This is a genomic window from Bradyrhizobium algeriense, from assembly GCF_003062295.1.
Taxonomy (GTDB): domain Bacteria; phylum Pseudomonadota; class Alphaproteobacteria; order Rhizobiales; family Xanthobacteraceae; genus Bradyrhizobium; species Bradyrhizobium algeriense.
In genome coordinates, this window is sequence record NZ_PYCN01000007.1 from 51,287 (window position 1) to 69,684 (window position 18,398).

The window sequence follows — 18,398 nt, forward strand, 5'->3', positions numbered from 1 at the left end:
GATCCATGCGCGCCAATCGCATCAGCGACATTTTGTTTGCCTCGTTTCTTGCCGCCGCCGCGACCCTGGCCGCAGCTCCAGCCTCCGCCCAGTCGCCCTATGACGGCCTTTGGCAAGTTACCGTTGTCACAAAAACGGGCAGTTGCGATGCGCAGACTACGTCGACCGTGAACGTCGCCGACGGCAAGATTTCGGGCGGTCCGGTTTCCGGCAGCGTCGGCAGCGGGGGACTTGTGCGAGTCTCGATCAATGGTGCATATGCGAACGGTCAACTCAGTGGCAACTCCGGATCGGGGAAATGGAATGGGGCTTCAGCTGGTGTCGCGTGCAGCGGTCGATGGGAAGCGTCCCGTCAGTAAGGCAAGCCAGACTTCAGAATTTTTCGCCAAAGCGCGGCGGCTGACATTCGCAGCCGTCGCGTTTTTTTTGACGGCCTTCGCCGCCTCCATGAGCTACGCCCAGTCCAGTGCGTTCGCCGGCATGGCAGGCACCTGGTCCGGCCCCGGCACCGTGACGCTGGATGACGGTTCGAGCGAGCGGATCCGCTGCCGAGCGACCTACAAGGTGAACGGCCCCACCATGGAAATGGTCCTCACCTGCGCCAGCGACGCCTACCGGTTCAACCTGCAAGCGGCGGTGGTCGCAGCGGGCGGCGAAGTCAGGGGCACCTGGAGCGAGACCAGCCGCAATGTCGGCGGCAACATCCAGGGCCGTGGCGCCAGCGGCAGCTTCCAGGTAATCGCCGAGGCAGCGGGCTTCAACGCCAGCATCGCGCTGAAGACCACCGGCAACAAGCAGCAGATCGCCATGAAGGCCGACAGCCAGTTCCGCGCCGCCAATATCTCGTTGTCGAAGTAACAAGTCGCAGTCGTCATACCCGCGAAAGCGGGTATCCAGTACGCCGCGGCTTCTCGGTTCACCGCCGTCTCTGGAATACTGGATCGCCCGCTATCGCGGGCGATGTCTGCTTCGGGGCCTGGCTACCGGCGGCTTAACTCGTCTTTGGCTTCTCGAGCTTCGCCGCGGTCTCCTTGATCGTCTTGGCGATCAACAAAGCCTGCTCCTTGTTGAACGCAAAATCCTGCACGCCCCGCTGGGTGGTCAGCGACAGCACCATGATGTCGGGCTGGTGCTCGGGCCAGCCGGTTGCGAAGGCGGTCACGAAGTCTGCAGAAGTCGATCGACTGGTCATTGGCTCACGATATCCTTTTGTCTTTTCCGGCGCGCCTGACGTGGAAAGCGCGCTCCTTGTGATGTCTGGTTTCGCCTTGGCCACTAAGGCTTTGGCACTAGGCCTTGGGCTCTAGGGCTTGGGTACGTAAGCGGTGACTTCGATTTCGACCTTGGCCCTGACGTCGACCAGTCCGTCGATGTAGAGCAGCGTCGATGGCGGGAAATTGCGGCCGAGCGTTTCCTTCCAGGCTGCGCCGATGCCGGGACCTGCGGCTTCGTATTCGCTGCGGCTGGTCAGATACCAGGTCAGGCGTACGATGTGCTCCGGTCTCGCGTCGGCTTCTCCGAGCAGCTTGACGATGCGCTTCAGCGCCGTACCGACCTGAGCGGCCATGTCAGGGGCATAATCGCCCTTCTCGTCGCCGCCGGTCTGGCCGGCCAGCACGATCCATTTGCCGGGACCGTCCACCTCGACACCGTGCGAGAAGCCGCGGGGTTTCGACCATTCGGCCGGTTGCAAGATACGCATGCGTAGTTTCCTTCCTTCTTGGTCATTCCGGGATGGTCCGAAGGACCAGACCCGGAATCTCGAGATTCCGGGTTCGATGCTTCGCATCGCCCCGGAATGACGCTGAAAGTTTGCCGCTCTTAGCACTGAACCGGCAACCGCTCCCACAGCGAAATTACGATCCCGCGCATCGCTGCCCCCGCGCATTTGCGAGTTGCAAATCACGGCGCGCTCGCCGATACCGGCCTGCCCCAATCTCTCGCTGGCCCAATGGACCGCACACAATCCAAAACCTTGGCCGCGCTGTGGATGGCCGGCTGGCTCAGCCTGACGGTGATCGTAGCGGTCGCCGGACGCGAGGCGGCGCGCGAGATCAACCTGTTCCAGCTCATGGAGATGCGCTCGATCCTCGGCTTCCTGATGCTGTACCCGCTGATCCACGCGAGCGGCGGATTTGGCGCGATGCGGACCGCGCGGCTGCCGCAGCATATTGCGCGCAACCTCATTCACTACGGCGCGCAGTTCGGCTGGTTCTTTGCGCTCACCCTGATCCCGATCGGCCAGGTGGTGGCGATCGAATTCACCATGCCGATCTGGACCGCGATCCTGGCCGCGACTTTTCTCGGCGAGCGCATGACAATCTGGAAGATCGCGGCGATCGTGCTCGGTATTGTCGGCGTCGTCGTGATCGTTCGACCAGCGGCCGGCGAGATCAATCCGGGCCAGTTGGTCGCGCTGGCGGCTGCGGTCGGGTTCGGCGTTTCGGTTGCGATGGTGAAATCCCTGACCCGGACCGAACAGACGCTCGCGATCCTGTTCTGGATGCTGGTGGTGCAATCGGCGGCAGGTCTCCTTCCCGCGCTCTACGTCTGGACGTGGCCGCCAGCGCATATCTGGGGCTGGGTCGTGGTGATCGCGTTCTGCGGCACAGTCTCCCATTACTGCATGGCGCGCGCGATGCTGCATGCGGATGCCACCGTGGTGATCCCGATGGATTTTCTGCGGGTTCCGCTGAGCGCCGCCGCCGGCTGGCTGATCTATTCGGAACGGCTGGACCTGTTCACCGTTCTCGGCGCGGCGCTGATCCTCACCGGCAATCTGTTGAACCTAAAACCGAATCCTTCGACTAAGGCATCCGTCCAAAGCTGAAATTTATTTGCCGGGCTGTGATCTAGATCACGCGACAGCGCGTGGCACAACGGTAACGGATGGCCCCGGATTTGGTTATTCGCCCGCTTTTTTGTGGCGCGAAGCGGGTGATTTTCGGTACTGTCCGTCTAGAGTTAGAACCAAAGCCTTTATCGATTCTGCAGGGGGATTTCCTATGCGCTACCCAACCCTCATTTTGTCCGCCATCTGCATGCTTTTTACGGCGGGCACAGCCAGCGCCGACAAGCGTGTTGCCTTCGTCGTCGGTAACGGCGCCTACAAGAACGTCGCCCCGCTGCCGAACCCGTCGGTCGATGCGAAAGCGATAGCCGCGACACTGCGCAATGTCGGATTCGAAGTCGTCGAGGGCTCCAATCTCACGCGCGACAAGATGACCGAGCGGCTGCTCGACTTCGGCAAGAAGGCGCAAGGCGCCGACGTCGCGCTGTTCTTCTACGCCGGTCACGGCATTGCCATCTCCGGCACCAACTATCTGTTGCCGATCGACGCTGACATCAAATCCGAAATGGACGTCAAGCTCGGCGCCGCGATCAACATCGACCTCACCCTCGAGCAGACCATGGGCGACGCCAAGGTCAAGCTGGTGTTCCTCGATGCCTGCCGCGACAACCCGTTTGCAGCCAAGATCAAGTCGAACGCCGCGACCCGCAGCGTCAACGTGCAGACGGGTCTGGCCGAAATGAAATCCGGTGAAGGCACGCTGATCGCGTTCGCGACCGGCCCGGGCCAGACCGCGCTCGACGGCCAGGAAGGCAACAACAGCCCGTTCACGCGCGCCCTGCTCGCCAACCTCACCCAGCCCGGTGTCGAGATCCAGCAGGCGATGACCAAGGTCCGCGCCCAAGTCAATGAGGAGACCAACAAGGGACAATTACCTTGGGGTCACACCAACCTGATCGGTACGGTCTACCTGAACGGCGCGCCCGCGCCTGGCGCCGTAGCGGCGGCAGCGCCGGCGGGGTCCGCTTCAAAGGCGTCGGACGTGGAACTGGAGTTCTGGCGCTCGATCAAGGATTCCAACAAGCCGGAAGAACTCAACGCCTATCTGACCAACTATCCCAACGGTCAGTTCCGCTCGCTGGCCTTGTCGCGCATTGCTTCGCTTGAGTCCGGTCCCAAACCCGATGCCACCCGCAACCTGAGCACCGGCATCGATCCCGCGACCTTCAAGGAGGAAGCGGACCAGACCACCGAGGACCAGATCGGCCTCGACAAGGGCCAGCGCCGCGACGTGCAGCGCCGCCTCACCGGGCTCGGCTTCGACACCAAGACCACTGGCCAGTTCGATCCGGCCACCCGCGGCGTCATCGCGCGCTGGCAAGCCGCCCGCGGCTATCCCAAGAGCGGCTACCTCAACAAGCTGCAGCACAAGGCGCTGCTGACCGAGATCGTCGCGGCCGCGCCGACCGCGAGTTCCGACGAGGAGCGTCCTGCCAAGCGCCGTGCCAGCAGCCCACCGCAAGCTCAACCGCAAGTGCAAGCTCAACCGCAACCGCGCCAGCACAGTGCGCCCGGTCCTGACCCCGCCGGCGCCGGGCGCTTCATCGGCGGCGTCGTGGGCGGCATGCTGCGCTAAGGCGCAAGCGACCCATTTACAAAAAGGCCCGGGTTCATCCCGGGCCTTTTTCATTCTGCGCTTCGCAAAATTAAAATGCTCGCGGCGATCTATTTGCCCGCGGCCTTTCGCAATGCCTCGTTGATGCGGTCCTGCCAGCCGGGGCCGCCCTCCTGGAAGTATTCCAGCACATCCTGATCGATGCGCAGCGAGACCAATTCCCTCACGCCGGGAAGCGTGGGCGTCTTCGGCGGCGCTTCCGCCACCTTGGTGGTGGTGCGCTTGAACGCCGCCTCGGCCTCGGTGCGCGCGTCGTTCAGGGTTCTCGGCCGCCGCGGCTGGTCCGCCATCGCTAGATTCCTTCAAACAGTGCGGTTGACAAATAACGCTCGGAGAATGACGGCACGATCGCGAGGATGGTCTTGCCGGCGCTCTCGGGACGCTTGCCGATCTCGAGTGCCGCCGCGATCGCGGCGCCCGAGGAAATGCCGCCGGGAATGCCTTCCATGCGCGCCAGCGCGCGCGACATCTCGATCGCGGTCGGCCCGTTGACCCTAACGATCTCGTCGATAACAGCGCGATCCAGAATGTCCGGAACGAAGCCGGCGCCGATGCCTTGAATCTTGTGCGGCGTATGCTGTCCGCCGCCCAGCACCGGGCTTTCCTCCGGCTCGACGGCGACGATCCGCAACGACGGCTTGCGCGGCTTGAGCACCTGTCCGACGCCGGTAATGGTGCCGCCGGTGCCGACGCCGGCGACGAAGAAATCGATATTGCCGCCGGTATCGTTCCAGATTTCTTCCGCCGTGGTGCGGCGATGAATTTCGGGGTTGGCGAGGTTCTTGAACTGCTGCGGCATCACGGCGTTGGGCGTGGTTCGCACCAGTTCCTCCGCGGTCGCGATCGAGCCCTTCATGCCCTGGGCCGCCGGCGTCAGGATGATCTCGGCGCCGAGGAAGGCCAGCATCTTGCGCCGCTCGATCGACATCGACTCCGGCATCACCAGTTTCAGCCGGTAGCCGCGCGAGGCCGCGACGAAGGCGAGCGCGATACCGGTATTGCCTGACGTCGGCTCGATCAGCACGGTGTCGGCGTTGATCACGCCAGCTTTCTCCATCGCGATCACCATCGCCGCACCAATGCGGTCTTTCACGCTCGCGGCGGGATTGAAATATTCGAGCTTGGCCAGGATGGTTGCGCCAACACCATGCGCCTCCGGCAATTTGCGCAGGCGGACAATCGGCGTGTCGCCGATCGCATCGACGATGGAATTGAAAACCCGGCCCCGCCCCGGACGTTGCACTGCACTCGTTACTGACGACGCATCCATCTCAACACTCCTGTAACAAATCATGCGCGGGGGAATTGGCGGCTCTCATACTTAGGGGGCGGCCGCGCCGATGCGCAAGCCGGAACTGCCGGCACGAGGAGTTCGCTGCATTGCAAAACAAGAGCGTCGCTAAATATCGCGAAATCAACTCATTTGTGTTGCGACATCGTCAAGGGTTTTGGTTATACTTTCGTCGCGAACTGAGCCAGAGGTCCCCAGAAGTTCAGATCGCGAAGGAGGGTCACGATGCCAGCTATAGCTGAAATCCTGTCGACCGTAGCGTATAAGCCCGACCCGCGCGGCTGTGATTTGCCGACGTGCCCTGTGTGCGCTGATACCATGGTGGCTGCGGAAGCTTCCGCCTACCTCAACGACAACGTGATCAGCTATCTCTGGACCTGCGACACCTGCGGTTACGGGTTCGTGACCAAACATTCGGTCAAGAGGTTCGCCTGTAATTGACTTAAAACTGTCGAAGCGATGTCACCGCGCGCCCATTCGGCGCGCGTTTGTTTTTTGATCCCAAGATTTCTAACCGTTCCGCTGCGCCCTCCGAATTTCGGTCGGGGGACGCTTGTACACTTCTGCAAAGACCGCATTGAAGCGACGCAGGCTGCGGAAGCCCGCCAGCATCGCAATCTCGATCATCGGCAGTTTGGTATTATCCAAAAGTCGCTTCGCCCGCTGTACGCGTGCCGTCCTGGCAATCTGACCGGGGCTGGCGCCGAGATGCTTGTCGAATAATCGGGTGAGATGCCGCGCGCCCACGCCAAGGCTGGCCGCGAACACTTCAACCGGCGCGCGATCGAGTGCGCCTTGATTGATCAGCCGGACCGCGCGCTCGACGGTCGCCAATGAACCCTTCCATGCCGGAGAGAATGGCGCCGTCTCTGGCCGGCAACGCAGGCACGGCCGAAATCCAGCGCGCTCCGCGGCCGCTGCCGATGGATAAAACGACACGTTTTCCGCCTTCGCGGGGCGAACCGGGCAGACCGGACGACAGTAGATGCGCGTTGTCCTGACGCCTGAGAAGAACCGACCGTCAAATCGTCGATCGCGGCTGACGCGCGCCCTCTCGCAGGTTGCTACGTCCAGATTGCCGACCCTGGTTCTTGCCGACGACCGAGTCCGATTGCGGCGAGCCAACGCGCACTCCTGATGCTACCTCGTATCCATCTTATGTTTCGGGAAAACGGAAACAATGGTCGCCGCGAGCCGGTTCTTTGGATGGTCAGTTGCCTGGTCGGCGTTCGTAATCGCCGTGTTTGCCTGGGGCATCGGATTCTACGGCCCTTCCGTGTTTCTTCAATCGCTGCACGAAACGCGGGGCTGGCCGATCTCGCAGATTTCGTTGGCCGTCACCGGCCACTTCCTGCTCAGCGCTATCGTCATTGCCTGCTTGCCCGAGATACATCGCAGGCTTGGAATAGCCAAAACGACGTTCCTTGGCGCAGTCCTCACGGCGGCCGGCCTGATCCTGTGGTCCGGCGCGCGCGAGCCGTGGCAGTTGTTCGCCGCGGCAATCCCAAGCGGGGCTGGCTGGGCCTTAACGAGCGGCGCAGCACTGAACGCCATCGTGGCAAGATGGTTCGATCGCGACCGGCCGATGGCGACAGCACTTGCGTTCAACGGCGCCAGCGTCGGCGGCGTGCTGTTCGTGCCGCTGTGGGTCTGGTTGATACGATCGATCGGATTTCCGTCCGCCGCGCTCCTGATCGGTGGCTGCATGGTCGCCACAGTCGCGTACCTCTGCGTCAGGTTCCTGACCAAATCCCCTGAGGACATGGGGCTGGCGCCAGACGGCGACGCCTCGCATCAGGCGGGAGCGAGGCCGGAGCAGAGACGGACGCGCATCGAGATCGTTCGATCCGCGCGTTTCATCACGATTTCGGCAGCTTTCTCGCTCGGACTCTTCGCCCAGATCGGCCTGCTGGCCCACCTGGTGGCTCGTCTTACGCCGGAGCTTGGAATTGAGCATGCCGGGTTTCTCGTCAGCCTGGCGACGGTATGTGCCGTCATTGGCCGGACCGCGGCCGGCAAGTGGATCGGCGAGCATGATCGCCGGTTCGCGGCTGCCGCCAACTTTGCCGTGCAGATCGGCGGTGTCCTGTTGTTGATTTTCGCCAGCGGATGGATGGGTCTCACGCTTGGGTGCGTTCTGTTCGGTCTCGGCATCGGCAATCTGACCTCACTCCCACCATTGATCGTACAGAAGGAGTTCGAACGCGAGGATGTCGCCACCGCGGTGGCGCTGATTGTCGCCATCAATCAGGGGGTATTTGCATTCGCACCGGCCGTCATTGGCGCCATGCGAGACACGACAGCCGATTATCAGTTTCCGTTCGCGCTCATTGCCCCGCTTCAACTTCTGGCAGCCGTCATTATCCTGCTTGGCCGGAGGTCCACACGCGCTCCGGCGACTTCGCCCTAGCGCGGCGGTATATCGCCCTTCGCCCAGTCAGCGCGCGTGCGTTCGCGGAAGTCAGCAAAAATTCCCTGTGAAATCGCTTCGCGCATGCCCCGCATCAGGTGCTGGTAATACGCCACGTTGATTTCCGACAGCAGCATGGCGCCGAGCGTTTCGCCCGACCTGACCAGATGATGCAGATAGGCGCGGGAATAGTCGCGCGTCGCCGGCCATTCGCTTTCCTCATCGAGCGGCCGCGGATCGTCAGCATGGCGGGCGTTGCGCAGATTGATCTGGCCGAAGCGGGTGAACGCCATGCCGTGACGGCCGTTGCGGGTCGGCATCACGCAGTCGAACATGTCGATGCCGCGCGCCACCGCCTCCAGCAAATCCTCGGGCGTGCCGACGCCCATCAGATAGCGCGGGCGGTCCACAGGAAGCGCCGGCGCGGTTTCCTCGATCATCGCAAGCATCACCGCCTGCGGCTCGCCGACCGCAAGGCCGCCGATCGCGTAGCCGTGGAAGCCAATGTCAGTTAGCTCGCGCGCGCTGATATGGCGCATCTCGGGAATGTCGCCGCCCTGCACGATGCCAAACAGCATGTAGCCTTCGGGCGCGGTCTCGAACGCCCGCTTGCTGCGCTCCGCCCAGCGCAGCGACAGCCGCATCGCGCGTTCGATATCCTCGCGCCCGGCCGGCAGCCGCACGCACTCGTCCATCTGCATGGCGACGTCGGCGCCGAGCAGCCGCTGCACCTCGATCGAACGCTCCGGCGACAGTTCGACCTTGGCGCCGTCGATATGCGAGCGAAAGGTCACGGCCTTCTCGCTCACCTTGCGCAGGTCTGACAGCGACATCACCTGAAAGCCGCCGGAGTCCGTCAGCATCGGGCCGTTCCAACCGGTGAAAGTCTGCAAGCCCCCCAGCGCGGCGATCCGCTCAGCGCCTGGCCGCAGCATCAGATGATAGGTGTTGCCGAGCACGATATCGGCGCCGGCATCGCGCACCTCGCGCCAGTGCATGCCCTTCATCGCACCCGCGGTGCCGACCGGCATGAAGGCCGGCGTATTCACCACGCCGTGCGGCGTGGTCAGGCGGCCGGTGCGCGCAGTACCATTGGTGGCGAGCAATTCGAAATGATTGGGAAGACTCTGATTAGGAAGACTCATGGCGCTGCTTATTGCGTGCCGAGAACGGCCAATCAACCGCCTGGTGGATGAAATGTGACGCTTGGTGCCCAACACGGAAGCACTCGAGCTCCCTTGCTATTGAATAAAACTCGGCACTTTGCCTCAGCGGATACCCCATTTCAGTAGCGATTGACCAGAGCGGTCATCAGCCGCCGTATTCGGGAACGAGGTTGATATAGATCAACAGTTGATGATGTGCATCGTCGCAATCGTTCAATCACTGATATCATATGGAGACGCGCAAATGAGTAAGCTTGTTTCGATAGGACTGATCGCCGCGGCAATGTTCGCTAGTCCAGCCATGGCGGCGTGGTACGACAAAAACGGCGCGGTTATCCATCCCTCCCGCGTCGCTCACTGCGTCCGGGCTCCAGACGTTGGCCAGTTTGCCGGAGGTTCGTGGAATAATCCTCCCTGCGAACCGGCAACCCGGGGCTCAGGCACCAGGGCGGCGTGGTACGACAAAAACCGCGCAGTCATCCATCCCTCCCGCGTCGTTCACTGCATCCGGGCTCCAGACGTTGGCCAGTTTGCCGGAGGATCGTGGAATAATCCTCCCTGCGAACCGGCAACCTGGCGCTCAAGCGCCAGGTAACACTAAAAAGCGCGTATGGGTGGGCGAAAAGCCCGGTCAGTCCGGCGCTGCCTTCTTCGACCTCTACACCACCCGCGCAAAGAAAGCGGCTGCCAACATTCCCTGCGAAGGGAATGTTCAATGTCAGGACGGTTCGCTGACGCTGTACGCCGGCGCCAAATCGCCGGGCGTAGACAGGGAGAGCAACTGGCTACCCGCGAGTGGCCAGTTCTCGCTTCACATTCGCGCCTACTGGGCGGGGAGCCCATCCTCGACGGTCAGTGGAGACCGCCTACGGCGCCACCAGTGCGCGCTCCGGAGCAGCCCGTGTCCCACGCCGCACACAACTGAGCCGCCCAGGCGCCTCAGCTTCCCGCTTGTTAAACAAAACGATACCGTATAGTTTTATGAACGGGGCACGAAGCGGCGCTAGCGATGAGGCCGGCGGCGGCAAGTGCGTGTGTATGGTGACTGGCGGCGAATGCCCTCCCTCTCTTTCCTGACTGGATCAATCCTCTCCGACCGCCGGATCAGGAGGACAGGCTCACGCCTGCTCAGGTCAGCCGTCTTGCTGTGCAGCCTCGCGCTGGCCACCTGCACGTCCCTGCCGCGGACGCCCTACAGCGCTGCGGATGCCTCCGGCTCCCGCGTGCTCGATATCGACGGGCTGCGGCGCTACGCCGACGAACCCGTCACAAAATTCCGTTTCGAGAAGGACGACCGCTCCTCGACCAGGACCTATCTCGCGCTCTCCGGCGGCGGCGCCGATGGCGCCTATGGCGTGGGCGTGCTGAACGGCTGGACCGCGGCCGGCACCCGTCCGACCTTCTCGGTCGTCTCAGGCGTGAGCACCGGCGGCCTGATTGCGCCCTTTGCGTTTCTCGGCTCCCAATACGACGACACGCTGAGGGAGGTCTACACCAGCGGCATAGCTTCGAGCCTGCTCGATGATCCCAGCATCATCCGCGTGCTGTTCGGATCCGGCCTGTTCGGCAACAAGCGACTGCGCGAGCTGGTGGCCCGCTATGTCGGGCCGGAGATCCTGACCGCCGTTGCACGCGAAAATGCCAGGGGCCGAAAACTGCTCGTGGTGACGACCGATCTCGACACCCAACGCACGGTCGTTTGGGACATGGGGAAAATCGCCGCGGTCGGTTCGCCCGAGGCGCTGCGCCTGTTTCGCGACGTGATGGCGGCCTCCGCCAGCATTCCCCTGGTCTTCCCGCCCATCCTGATCGAAGCCGAGGGCCAGGGCCGGCGCTTTGAGGAGATGCATGTCGATGGCGGCGTGACCGCTCCGGTCCTGACGCTGCCGGATGCCCTGCTCTTCCAGGGCCATCTGCCCGGAAACAGCCGGATGAACATCTACATCCTCGTCAACAAGAAGCTGGAACGAACGTTTGAGCTCGTGTCCAACAGCACGCTCGATGTTGCCTCACGCAGCCTGTCGTCGATCACCCAGTCCCAGACGCGCTCGGTGATCTTCTCGACCTACGATTTCGCCAAGCGCAATCGGTGGGGCTTCCATCTGTCCTATATCGAGCGCGACTATCCCGCGTCGCGCTCAGAAGGCTTCGACACCGCCTATATGCGCGCGCTTTATCAGCATGGTTATGAGAAGGCTGCGTCGGGCCGGGCCTGGACCTCGACGCTTCCGTGAGCCACGCAGGAGCGGAACGGCCTTCCTGGACCGTTGACGATATGGCCAATTCGGCCAGATTGGCGATGACGCCCCTCTTACTGCGCGTTATAGAGCAATGAGGAGTTTCACGACCGCGCAGGAATCAACGGGCATGGGATTGACTGCGACCAAAGCCAGACCGGCCAAACGAGACGTCCCGAAGTCGCGCGGCGGCCGGCCGACGAAGAGCGCCGCCGTCGAGCGCGATCAGCGGCTGATCGACGTTGCCACCCGTCTTTTTTTGGACCGGGGCTACGACGCGACCTCGCTTGATGCGGTTGCGGAAGCAGCCCGGGTCAGCAAGCCCACCGTCTATTCGCGCTACGGCGACAAGCGCGGGCTTTTTGCGGAAGTGCTGAGGCGCGAGATTGCGCGCTGGCTTGCTCCGCTTGCTGAAGCGGCAGAGGCGCAGATCACGCGTTCCTCGGACATTTCGGTCGAGCAGCGCCTGATAGAGGTCGGGCGCGAGATGCTGACGTTCACCTGCGGACCCGATGCCGTCGCGTTCAGCCGCATGATGACGTCACAGGCCATCAACTTTCCCGACATTGCCAAACTTGGCAAAGAAGAAGGCTGGTTGAAAGCCGTTTCCACGACCGCGCGCTTCTTTGATCGTTTGGTCGCACAAGGCGCTATGGACGTCGAGGATACCGGCATCGCGGCGGAGGTCTTTCTCGACGTGGTCGTTGGTCACACGCACCGCATGGCGACGTTCGGAACGCCGCTGGAAATGAAGTCCGCCGAAAAACGCATGCGCTTGGCGATCAGGTTGTTCCTGGCCGGAGCGCTTGGGCCATCGAGCCGCGTTCAGTCCAAAGGAACCATCAGGCGGCGCCCTTCCCGCTGACAATTCCGTGAGAACGGAGTTTCACGTGGGTTGCGGCACGGCGGCATCCTTGACCGAAACAAAACGATACGGTATGGTTTTGTTATAAGCGAAGTGCGGGTCCTGTTTTCCAGTCCCAGCGGGGCTCGCGCCGCTTCGATCGCCGCAAACGGCGGTACAGTCCCGTTTGCGACGTTCTGCGGCCGACCCGTATGCCTCCAAGGGGTCGGCCGCGCTTTCTTTCGAGACGATCCGGCCCGTGCGCCGGCAGAGACAGGCTCAAGGATGGAGACGCAAACATGCGTGCGCCCTGGTGGAGACAGTTGCTTGCAGCCGCCCTGGTGGCGGTCATTCTCCCTGCCCCGGTCTATGCTGTCGCGTCGTCGAGCGGCGAGCCGACCTCGCTCCGCAATGAGGCCGAGGGGAGCGCTGCATCCGGCCAGCAGGCGGTCAACCGGGAGCTTGAGCTCTTCCGTGGCTCGGCGATCTCGCTCAGCCAGGCGATGGCCATTGCCGAAGCCCTGCATGCCGGCGCGACGACCGCCGATGTCAGCTTCGACGGCGCATCGGATTCACCGGTCTACCGGGTAAAGACCCTTCACAACGACCGCATCTGGCACCACGCCATCGACGCCACGACCGGCAAGATCGTCGGCGGCGAAGCCGCCCTGCCCCTGAAGGAGCTCGATGCCGAGGACCGCAGCAACCTCGTTGCACTCAGAACGATCCGGCACCGCCTGGCGGATGCCGTTCGCGTGGCCGAGCAGGCGGCAGCCGGCAAGGCCATCAGCGGCGGCCTGATCCGCGAACACAGCCGGCTGAATTTCGCGATTGTCGTCATGAGTGGCAGCGACCTGAAGGAGGTAATCCTCAAGCCTCCTGGCGCCGCAAGGCGGCGATGACGGGGCTCGTCTGACCCCGCTGCAGCCCGGATAGGGCCAAAACCCGTTGACGGCGACGCTTGTCTGCCGCATAAGTCCGCGCCATGACGACTTCGACCAAAGCGACCGCGAAAACCAAAGCACCCTCCGGGGGCTCGGGAGCCGTGCGCGCGTAGTCGAACGATCGCATTATCTGAACCGAAGCCCCGCCTGAAAAGGACCGGGGCTTTTTTATTGCCCGCAAGCCATGATGCTCAACCAAAGAGGATAGACCCGTGAGCCACGAACCCGTTGTAGCCATTGCCGGTGTAACCGGCGCGGTCGGCGCCGAATTCATCGCCACCATGGACAGGCGCGCCTTCCCGGTCCGCAAGCTCAAGGCGCTGGCCAGCGCCCGCTCGGCGGGCAAAACCATCGACTTCCGCGGTGAGAGGATCGTGATCGAGGAGCTCACCGAAAAGTCGTTCGAGGGCGTCGACATCGCGCTGTTCTCGGCCGGCGGGGCCATTTCGCGCAAGTTCGCCCCCGCAGCGGTGAAGGCCGGCGCCGTCGTGGTAGACAACTCCTCGGCCTTCCGGATGGATCCGAACGTGCCGCTGGTGATCCCCGAGATCAACGCGGGCCGTATCCGCGAGCACAAGGGCATCATCGCCGTTCCGAACTGCTCTGCGATCACGGCGCTGGTACCGCTGTGGCCGATCCACAAGCAAAACCGCATCAAGCGCATGATCGTGTCGACCTATCAGGCGGCGAGCGGCGCCGGTGCGGCGGCGATGGAAGAGCTCTTGGAATCGACGCGCGCTTATCTCGACGGCCGGCCGTTCACGCCCAAGGTCATCCCGCTTCCCTACGCGTTCAACGTCTTCAGCCACAACACGGCAATCGATCCCGAGACCGGCTACAACGACGAAGAGACCAAGGTGATCAAGGAGACGCGCAAGATCTTCGAGGATGAGAAGATCGCGATCGGCGTCACCTGCGTCCGCGTCCCGGTGCTGCGCGCCCATTGCGAGGCGATCACCTTCGAATGCGAAAAGCCGATCACCGAGCATGACGTGCGCGCGATCCTGGCCAACGCACCGGGCGTCAAGATCGTCGACGACCGCGCCAGGAACTACTTCCCGATGCCGATCGATGCGTCAGGCCAGGACGACGTCCTGGTCGGCCGTATCCGTCGGGATCTCAGCGATGCTAGCGGCCACTCGATCTCGATGTTCGTGTCGGCCGACCAGCTCCTGAAGGGCGCGGCGCTCAACGCGATCCAGATCGCGGAATTGCTGCCGCAACCCGCGATGGCGTAAGGCGGCGGGATCGGTAGGGTGGGCAAAGCGAAGCGTGCCCACCATCAAGCACTCGGCTCGTGGTGGTGGGCACGCTTCGCTTTGCCCACCTACGGCAGCTACGCCCCCGTCACGCGCCAAATGACGTTGCCGACATCGTCAGCCACCAGCAGCGAGCCGTCGGGGCCGAGCGTGACGCCGACCGGTCGTCCGTAGGAGACCTTCTCGTCGGGCGCGAGAAACCCGGTCAGAATATCCCGCGGCGGACCCGAGGGACGCCCGTTCTCGAATGGCACGAAGACGACGGCGTAGCCGCTCAGCGTGCTGCGATTCCAGGAGCCGTGCTGACCGATCACCATGCCGTCCGGAAAACCGGGAAGCGTGCCTGACGGCATCCAGCACAGACCGAGCGAGGCGGTATGGCCGCCGAGCGCATAGTCCGGTTGGATAGCCTTCGCGACCATGGCCGGATCCTGCGGCACGCGGTCATCCACCGTCTGGCCCCAGTAGCAATAGGGCCAGCCATAGAAGCCGCCGTCGCGCACTGAAGTCAGATAGTCGGGCGGCGTCTCGTCGCCGAGGCCGTCGCGCTCGTTGACGACGGTCCAGAGCATGCTTGTGTTGGGCTCCCATGCGAGGCCCACGGCGTTACGAAGCCCGCTGGCGAAGATGCGGCTCGTGCCGCCAGCCAGATCGAGCTCATAGATCGCGGCGCGGCCCTCCTCCACTTCCATACCGTTCTCGGCGATGTTGCTGAGCGAGCCGACGCCGGCATAGAGTTTCTTGCCGTCCGCGCTCGGCAGCAGGCTCCGCGTCCAGTGTCCGTTCGGCTTGAACGACACGAGTTTGCGTCCCTCGGCGGTGATGCGGTCCGCGCCCGCCACATACGGAAAGGCGACCACGCCATCGGTGTTGCCGACATAGAAGGTGTCGCCGACCAGCGCCATGCCGAACGGCTGGCTCAGCCCTTCCATGAAAATTCCGCGTCCTTCGGCAACGCCGTCACCGTTACGATCCCTCAACAAGGTGATACGGTCGGCGCTGACGCCGAGCGCTGCGGCGCGCCGCATCGTCGCCTGCATCGCATAGTGGAACACGCTCCTGGGCGGTCCGGCGATCTGCGTCGATTCTGCGATGAGCACGTCGCCATTGGGCAGCACGTTGATCCAGCGCGGGTGGTCCAGGTCTTTCGCAAACACATTGACCTTGAGCCCGGGTGCTGCGGTGGGTTTCTGCCCTTCGCTCCAGCCCTGAGCCGTCGGCATCTTGAGCGTCGGGATGGCGCCCTGCGGCTTCGCCTCCGGAATCGCCGGCGCGTTGCCCCAGGCGGGCGCGGGCGCTGCTCCCTGCAGTCGCCGCCACTGAAGCGCAACGGCGCCGATCAGCGCGACGACGCGCGCAAAAATACCCGACATGTTCATGAAGTTCTCCAGATGATGCGCGCACCCTATCCGACGACAGGAACCGTTGGAACCTCGCCGTCGAGGCACGAAGACGCCGACGCATGCCGCGCACCCGCATGGTTGCAACGGCGCAACAGCGCACGCGATATGCTTGGAAGCCGGTAGTTATACGATCTTGGCGGCAGCAACCGAATCGAAGAGACAGATAGTGGCGCTTTATTGTCAGAGCGCCTCCTCCCTGAACCTTTAGCCCGCCGCATCGGCGGGCTTTTTTTCCAGCGTGGCTGCGGGCCGTCCGTGTTGGCGGCACTGCAGCAGGACGCCCGGCATTTTGCCTCAATGGGACCTGCGAAACAGCAGGCAGGCGTCCCCATAGGAATAGAACCGGTACCCCGCCGCAATCGCATGCGCATAGGCCTGCTTCATCGTGTCGAGCCCTGAGAAGGCCGACACCAGCATGAACAGCGTCGAGCGCGGCAAATGGAAATTGGTCAAGAGGATATCGACCGCGCGAAAGCGATAGCCCGGCGTGATGAAGATCGAGGTCTCGCCGTCGAACGGCTGGATGGTGCCGTCCTCGGTCGTGGCGCTCTCCAATAGCCGCAGCGACGTGGTGCCTACGGCGATGATGCGCCCGCCTTTGCCGCGCGCGGCGTTCAAGGCGCTGGCGGTATCGGCCGATATCGAACCCCACTCGGCATGCATCCGGTGCTCGGAGGTCTCCTCCACTTTGACCGGCAGGAAGGTCCCTGCCCCGACATGCAAGGTCAGCCGGTGCAGTTCGACGCCGCGGCCGCGCAGCGCCGCCTCCAGGCCGGGCGTGAAATGCAGCCCCGCGGTCGGCGCCGCGACGGCGCCTTCATTCGCCGCGAACATGGTCTGGTAGTCGGCGGCATCGCGATCGTCGGGCGTGCGCTTCGACGCAATGTAGGGCGGCAGCGGCGGCGTGCCGAGATCGGCGATGGCCTGATCCAGCGCCGGTCCATGAAACGAGAACGACAGCGTAATCTCGCCCTCGTCGCCCTTGGCTTCGACCTCGGCGTCGAGATGGCCGAGCAGGCAGACCTTGCCTTCATTGCCGAAGCGTACGATGTCGCCGGGCGCGAGCTTCTTCGCCGGCTTGACCAGCGCGCGCCAGCGCGAGCCGTCCAGCCGCTTGATCAGCGTCGCCTCGATCTTCGGCTCGGTCTCGCGGCCGATGCGGCGGCCTTTGAGTTGGGCTGATATCACCTTGGTGTCGTTGACAACGAGCTGGTCGCCGGGCTGCAGCCATTGCGGAAGCTCGGAGATGGTGCGGTCGCACAACACGCCATCCGGCTGCACGACCAGCATGCGCGCAGCATCACGCGGGCTCGCGGGCCGCAGCGCGATGCTCGTGGCGGGGAGTTCGAAGTCGAAGAGATCGGTGCGCATGGCGCGGTGCGCCTCACCTAGCGTCATTCCGGGGCACGCGAAGCGTGAACCTCAGATGCGCAATTGCGCATCGGGGAATCTCGAGATTCCGGGTTCGCATCTTCGATGCGCCCCGGAATGACAAGCAGCGACTACGCCGCGTCGACGGCCATCCGCGCCTTGACGATCTTGTCCGGATTCTGCACCGGCTCGCCGCGCTTGATCTTGTCGACGTTCTCCATGCCCGAGGTGACCTTGCCCCAGACCGTGTACTGGCCGTTGAGGAAGGAGGCGTCGTCGAAGCAGATGAAGAACTGGCTGTCGCCGGAATCCGGGCTCGCGGCGCGGGCCATCGAGGTGGTGCCGCGCACATGCGGTTCCTTGTTGAATTCGGCCTTCAGCTTCTGGCCGGAACCGCCGGTGCCGGTGCCGTGCGGGCAGCCGGTCTGCGCCATGAAGCCTTCGATCACGCGGTGGAACACGATGCCGTCGTAAAATCCCTCGCGCACCAGTTCCTTGATACGGGCGACATGGCCCGGCGCCAGATCGGGGCGCATTTCGATGGTGACGGGGCCCTGGGTGGTTTCAAGAATCAAAGTATTTTCTGTATCAGCCATGCTCTTTTCTCTTCAGGTTTGGGTGGACGTTTGCGGGTTCTGAAAGTGACCGCGAAAGGCCGGCCGGCGACCGCACCGCCCAGTCCCTCGGTAAATGGCAACGGCGCACAGCGTTGCAATGTTTCCATTACGGCAATTCGGTACGCGATCCGGTCGTTATCGCCGGCATTTGCGGATTCATAGGTAATCCTTGGTTGACCGAGAATGGCGCCTTCGCGGTTGAAACTGACAATAACCGTAATGTCCATCGGGTTGGCGCGCGAGGCCGGCGGGGGCCGCCAGCACGAATACAATTTGGCAAAGACGTCCTTGATGGTGTCGAGCTGCTCCGGCTGGGCCTGCGCTGCCGATGCAAGCCACACGAGAGCGGCGGCAAACCAGACAGACGGTTTGCGGCGCGCCGAAATCATC

Annotated in this window: 21 protein-coding genes and 1 pseudogene; 11 read left to right on the forward strand and 11 right to left on the reverse strand. The window is 63.3% G+C overall.

Translation table 11 applies throughout. The annotated features are described in order from the left end of the window. Positions 1 to 5 precede the first annotated feature (5 nt). Both C7G61_RS16105 and C7G61_RS16110 read left to right on the forward strand, forming a co-directional pair. Positions 6 to 359 (forward strand): hypothetical protein, encoded by a 354-nt coding sequence (locus tag C7G61_RS16105; RefSeq protein ID WP_108515832.1) that lies wholly within the window; start codon positions 6 to 8, stop codon positions 357 to 359. Next, a complete protein-coding gene (locus tag C7G61_RS16110; protein ID WP_190241843.1) occupies positions 304 to 858 on the forward strand; it encodes a hypothetical protein in 555 nt (184 codons plus the stop codon). Before C7G61_RS16105 ends, C7G61_RS16110 begins: the two co-directional genes overlap by 56 nt. 133 nt (positions 859 to 991) lie before the next feature. Here C7G61_RS16110 and C7G61_RS16115 read toward each other — a convergent pair whose 3' ends face one another. Together C7G61_RS16115 and C7G61_RS16120 are read right to left on the reverse strand one after the other, a co-directional pair. After that, positions 992 to 1,192 carry a hypothetical protein gene (locus C7G61_RS16115; protein WP_108515834.1) on the reverse strand — a complete coding sequence of 67 codons (201 nt, stop codon included), beginning with the start codon at positions 1,190 to 1,192 and terminating at the stop codon, positions 992 to 994. Positions 1,193 to 1,303: 111 nt separating this feature from the next. Then, a complete protein-coding gene (locus C7G61_RS16120) occupies positions 1,304 to 1,702 on the reverse strand; it encodes a RidA family protein (RefSeq protein ID WP_108515837.1) in 399 nt (132 codons plus the stop codon). Positions 1,703 to 1,951: 249 nt separating this feature from the next. Between C7G61_RS16120 and C7G61_RS16125 the strand changes: the two genes are divergently transcribed. Both C7G61_RS16125 and C7G61_RS16130 read left to right on the forward strand, forming a co-directional pair. Next, positions 1,952 to 2,830, forward strand: coding sequence for a DMT family transporter (locus C7G61_RS16125; protein WP_108515839.1), 879 nt, complete (start codon positions 1,952 to 1,954; stop codon positions 2,828 to 2,830). A gap of 175 nt (positions 2,831 to 3,005) precedes the next feature. After that, entirely contained in the window at positions 3,006 to 4,427 is a 1,422-nt protein-coding gene (locus C7G61_RS16130; protein ID WP_108515841.1) for a caspase family protein, read from the forward strand. Between the two features lie 89 nt (positions 4,428 to 4,516). On the opposite strand, the gene C7G61_RS16135 is transcribed toward C7G61_RS16130, so the two are convergent. Both C7G61_RS16135 and cysK read right to left on the reverse strand, forming a co-directional pair. Further along, a complete protein-coding gene (locus tag C7G61_RS16135; protein ID WP_108515844.1) occupies positions 4,517 to 4,756 on the reverse strand; it encodes a BrnA antitoxin family protein in 240 nt (79 codons plus the stop codon). A gap of 2 nt (positions 4,757 to 4,758) precedes the next feature. Continuing rightward, positions 4,759 to 5,736 carry a cysteine synthase A gene (gene cysK / locus C7G61_RS16140; protein WP_108515846.1) on the reverse strand — a complete coding sequence of 326 codons (978 nt, stop codon included), beginning with the start codon at positions 5,734 to 5,736 and terminating at the stop codon, positions 4,759 to 4,761. Positions 5,737 to 5,982: 246 nt separating this feature from the next. Here cysK and C7G61_RS16145 point away from each other — a divergent pair, with 246 nt between their 5' ends. Continuing rightward, complete coding sequence (locus C7G61_RS16145) at positions 5,983 to 6,198, forward strand: hypothetical protein (protein ID WP_108515848.1); 216 nt, start codon at positions 5,983 to 5,985, stop codon at positions 6,196 to 6,198. Positions 6,199 to 6,267: 69 nt separating this feature from the next. Here C7G61_RS16145 and C7G61_RS47215 read toward each other — a convergent pair whose 3' ends face one another. Then, positions 6,268 to 6,591, reverse strand: coding sequence for a helix-turn-helix domain-containing protein (locus C7G61_RS47215; RefSeq protein ID WP_338026088.1), 324 nt, complete (start codon positions 6,589 to 6,591; stop codon positions 6,268 to 6,270). Between the two features lie 45 nt (positions 6,592 to 6,636). Continuing rightward, positions 6,637 to 6,882 (reverse strand): annotated as a pseudogene (locus C7G61_RS47220) (Ada metal-binding domain-containing protein); the annotation flags it as partial. Between the two features lie 55 nt (positions 6,883 to 6,937). On the opposite strand from C7G61_RS47220, the gene C7G61_RS16155 reads away from it, so the two are divergent. Further along, positions 6,938 to 8,167 (forward strand): MFS transporter, encoded by a 1,230-nt coding sequence (locus C7G61_RS16155; RefSeq protein WP_108515852.1) that lies wholly within the window; start codon positions 6,938 to 6,940, stop codon positions 8,165 to 8,167. Here the strand turns inward: C7G61_RS16155 and tgt are convergent. Continuing rightward, on the reverse strand, positions 8,164 to 9,312 hold the full coding sequence (gene tgt, locus C7G61_RS16160) for a tRNA guanosine(34) transglycosylase Tgt (protein WP_108515855.1): 1,149 nt from the start codon (positions 9,310 to 9,312) through the stop codon (positions 8,164 to 8,166). The two genes, C7G61_RS16155 and tgt, sit on opposite strands and share 4 nt — an antisense overlap. Before the next feature lie 635 nt (positions 9,313 to 9,947). Between tgt and C7G61_RS47420 the strand changes: the two genes are divergently transcribed. The 5 genes from C7G61_RS47420 to C7G61_RS16195 all read left to right on the forward strand — a co-directional run bounded on the left by C7G61_RS47420 (position 9,948) and on the right by C7G61_RS16195 (position 14,596). Further along, entirely contained in the window at positions 9,948 to 10,310 is a 363-nt protein-coding gene (locus C7G61_RS47420) for a DUF1214 domain-containing protein (protein WP_244608319.1), read from the forward strand. Between the two features lie 165 nt (positions 10,311 to 10,475). Then, positions 10,476 to 11,567, forward strand: a complete 1,092-nt coding sequence (locus C7G61_RS16175; RefSeq protein ID WP_420836763.1) for a patatin-like phospholipase family protein — start codon at positions 10,476 to 10,478, stop codon at positions 11,565 to 11,567. A gap of 133 nt (positions 11,568 to 11,700) precedes the next feature. Further along, complete coding sequence (locus C7G61_RS16180) at positions 11,701 to 12,435, forward strand: TetR/AcrR family transcriptional regulator (RefSeq protein ID WP_108515859.1); 735 nt, start codon at positions 11,701 to 11,703, stop codon at positions 12,433 to 12,435. 278 nt (positions 12,436 to 12,713) lie between these two features. Continuing rightward, a complete protein-coding gene (locus C7G61_RS16185; protein WP_108515862.1) occupies positions 12,714 to 13,316 on the forward strand; it encodes a PepSY domain-containing protein in 603 nt (200 codons plus the stop codon). A 254-nt stretch (positions 13,317 to 13,570) separates the two neighbouring features. Then, positions 13,571 to 14,596, forward strand: coding sequence for an aspartate-semialdehyde dehydrogenase (locus tag C7G61_RS16195; protein ID WP_108515867.1), 1,026 nt, complete (start codon positions 13,571 to 13,573; stop codon positions 14,594 to 14,596). Positions 14,597 to 14,694: 98 nt separating this feature from the next. Here C7G61_RS16195 and C7G61_RS16200 read toward each other — a convergent pair whose 3' ends face one another. The 4 genes from C7G61_RS16200 to C7G61_RS16215 all read right to left on the reverse strand — a co-directional run bounded on the left by C7G61_RS16200 (position 14,695) and on the right by C7G61_RS16215 (position 18,397). After that, entirely contained in the window at positions 14,695 to 15,996 is a 1,302-nt protein-coding gene (locus C7G61_RS16200; RefSeq protein WP_108515870.1) for a PQQ-dependent sugar dehydrogenase, read from the reverse strand. A 318-nt stretch (positions 15,997 to 16,314) separates the two neighbouring features. Continuing rightward, positions 16,315 to 17,391 (reverse strand): tRNA preQ1(34) S-adenosylmethionine ribosyltransferase-isomerase QueA, encoded by a 1,077-nt coding sequence (gene queA / locus C7G61_RS16205; protein ID WP_108515873.1) that lies wholly within the window; start codon positions 17,389 to 17,391, stop codon positions 16,315 to 16,317. Between the two features lie 131 nt (positions 17,392 to 17,522). After that, on the reverse strand, positions 17,523 to 17,987 hold the full coding sequence (locus C7G61_RS16210) for a peptidylprolyl isomerase (protein WP_108515875.1): 465 nt from the start codon (positions 17,985 to 17,987) through the stop codon (positions 17,523 to 17,525). Further along, complete coding sequence (locus C7G61_RS16215; RefSeq protein ID WP_190241844.1) at positions 17,963 to 18,397, reverse strand: hypothetical protein; 435 nt, start codon at positions 18,395 to 18,397, stop codon at positions 17,963 to 17,965. The genes C7G61_RS16210 and C7G61_RS16215 overlap by 25 nt, the downstream gene beginning before the upstream one ends. Between the last annotated feature and the right edge of the window lies 1 nt (position 18,398).

What these genes read in the sequence shown, in the direction of transcription:
- C7G61_RS16105 (WP_108515832.1), top strand. Translation starts at nt 6, where the DNA reads ATGCGCGCCAATCGCATCAGCGACATTTTGTTTGCCTCGTTTCTTGCC.
- C7G61_RS16110 (WP_190241843.1), top strand. Translation starts at nt 304, where the DNA reads ATGGGGCTTCAGCTGGTGTCGCGTGCAGCGGTCGATGGGAAGCGTCCC.
- C7G61_RS16115 (WP_108515834.1), bottom strand. Translation starts at nt 1,192, where the DNA reads ATGACCAGTCGATCGACTTCTGCAGACTTCGTGACCGCCTTCGCAACC.
- C7G61_RS16120 (WP_108515837.1), bottom strand. Translation starts at nt 1,702, where the DNA reads ATGCGTATCTTGCAACCGGCCGAATGGTCGAAACCCCGCGGCTTCTCG.
- C7G61_RS16125 (WP_108515839.1), top strand. Translation starts at nt 1,952, where the DNA reads ATGGACCGCACACAATCCAAAACCTTGGCCGCGCTGTGGATGGCCGGC.
- C7G61_RS16130 (WP_108515841.1), top strand. Translation starts at nt 3,006, where the DNA reads ATGCGCTACCCAACCCTCATTTTGTCCGCCATCTGCATGCTTTTTACG.
- C7G61_RS16135 (WP_108515844.1), bottom strand. Translation starts at nt 4,756, where the DNA reads ATGGCGGACCAGCCGCGGCGGCCGAGAACCCTGAACGACGCGCGCACC.
- cysK (WP_108515846.1), bottom strand. Translation starts at nt 5,736, where the DNA reads ATGGATGCGTCGTCAGTAACGAGTGCAGTGCAACGTCCGGGGCGGGGC.
- C7G61_RS16145 (WP_108515848.1), top strand. Translation starts at nt 5,983, where the DNA reads ATGCCAGCTATAGCTGAAATCCTGTCGACCGTAGCGTATAAGCCCGAC.
- C7G61_RS16155 (WP_108515852.1), top strand. Translation starts at nt 6,938, where the DNA reads ATGGTCGCCGCGAGCCGGTTCTTTGGATGGTCAGTTGCCTGGTCGGCG.
- tgt (WP_108515855.1), bottom strand. Translation starts at nt 9,312, where the DNA reads ATGAGTCTTCCTAATCAGAGTCTTCCCAATCATTTCGAATTGCTCGCC.
- C7G61_RS16180 (WP_108515859.1), top strand. Translation starts at nt 11,701, where the DNA reads ATGGGATTGACTGCGACCAAAGCCAGACCGGCCAAACGAGACGTCCCG.
- C7G61_RS16185 (WP_108515862.1), top strand. Translation starts at nt 12,714, where the DNA reads ATGCGTGCGCCCTGGTGGAGACAGTTGCTTGCAGCCGCCCTGGTGGCG.
- C7G61_RS16200 (WP_108515870.1), bottom strand. Translation starts at nt 15,996, where the DNA reads ATGAACATGTCGGGTATTTTTGCGCGCGTCGTCGCGCTGATCGGCGCC.
- queA (WP_108515873.1), bottom strand. Translation starts at nt 17,391, where the DNA reads ATGCGCACCGATCTCTTCGACTTCGAACTCCCCGCCACGAGCATCGCG.
- C7G61_RS16210 (WP_108515875.1), bottom strand. Translation starts at nt 17,987, where the DNA reads ATGGCTGATACAGAAAATACTTTGATTCTTGAAACCACCCAGGGCCCC.
- C7G61_RS16215 (WP_190241844.1), bottom strand. Translation starts at nt 18,397, where the DNA reads ATGATTTCGGCGCGCCGCAAACCGTCTGTCTGGTTTGCCGCCGCTCTC.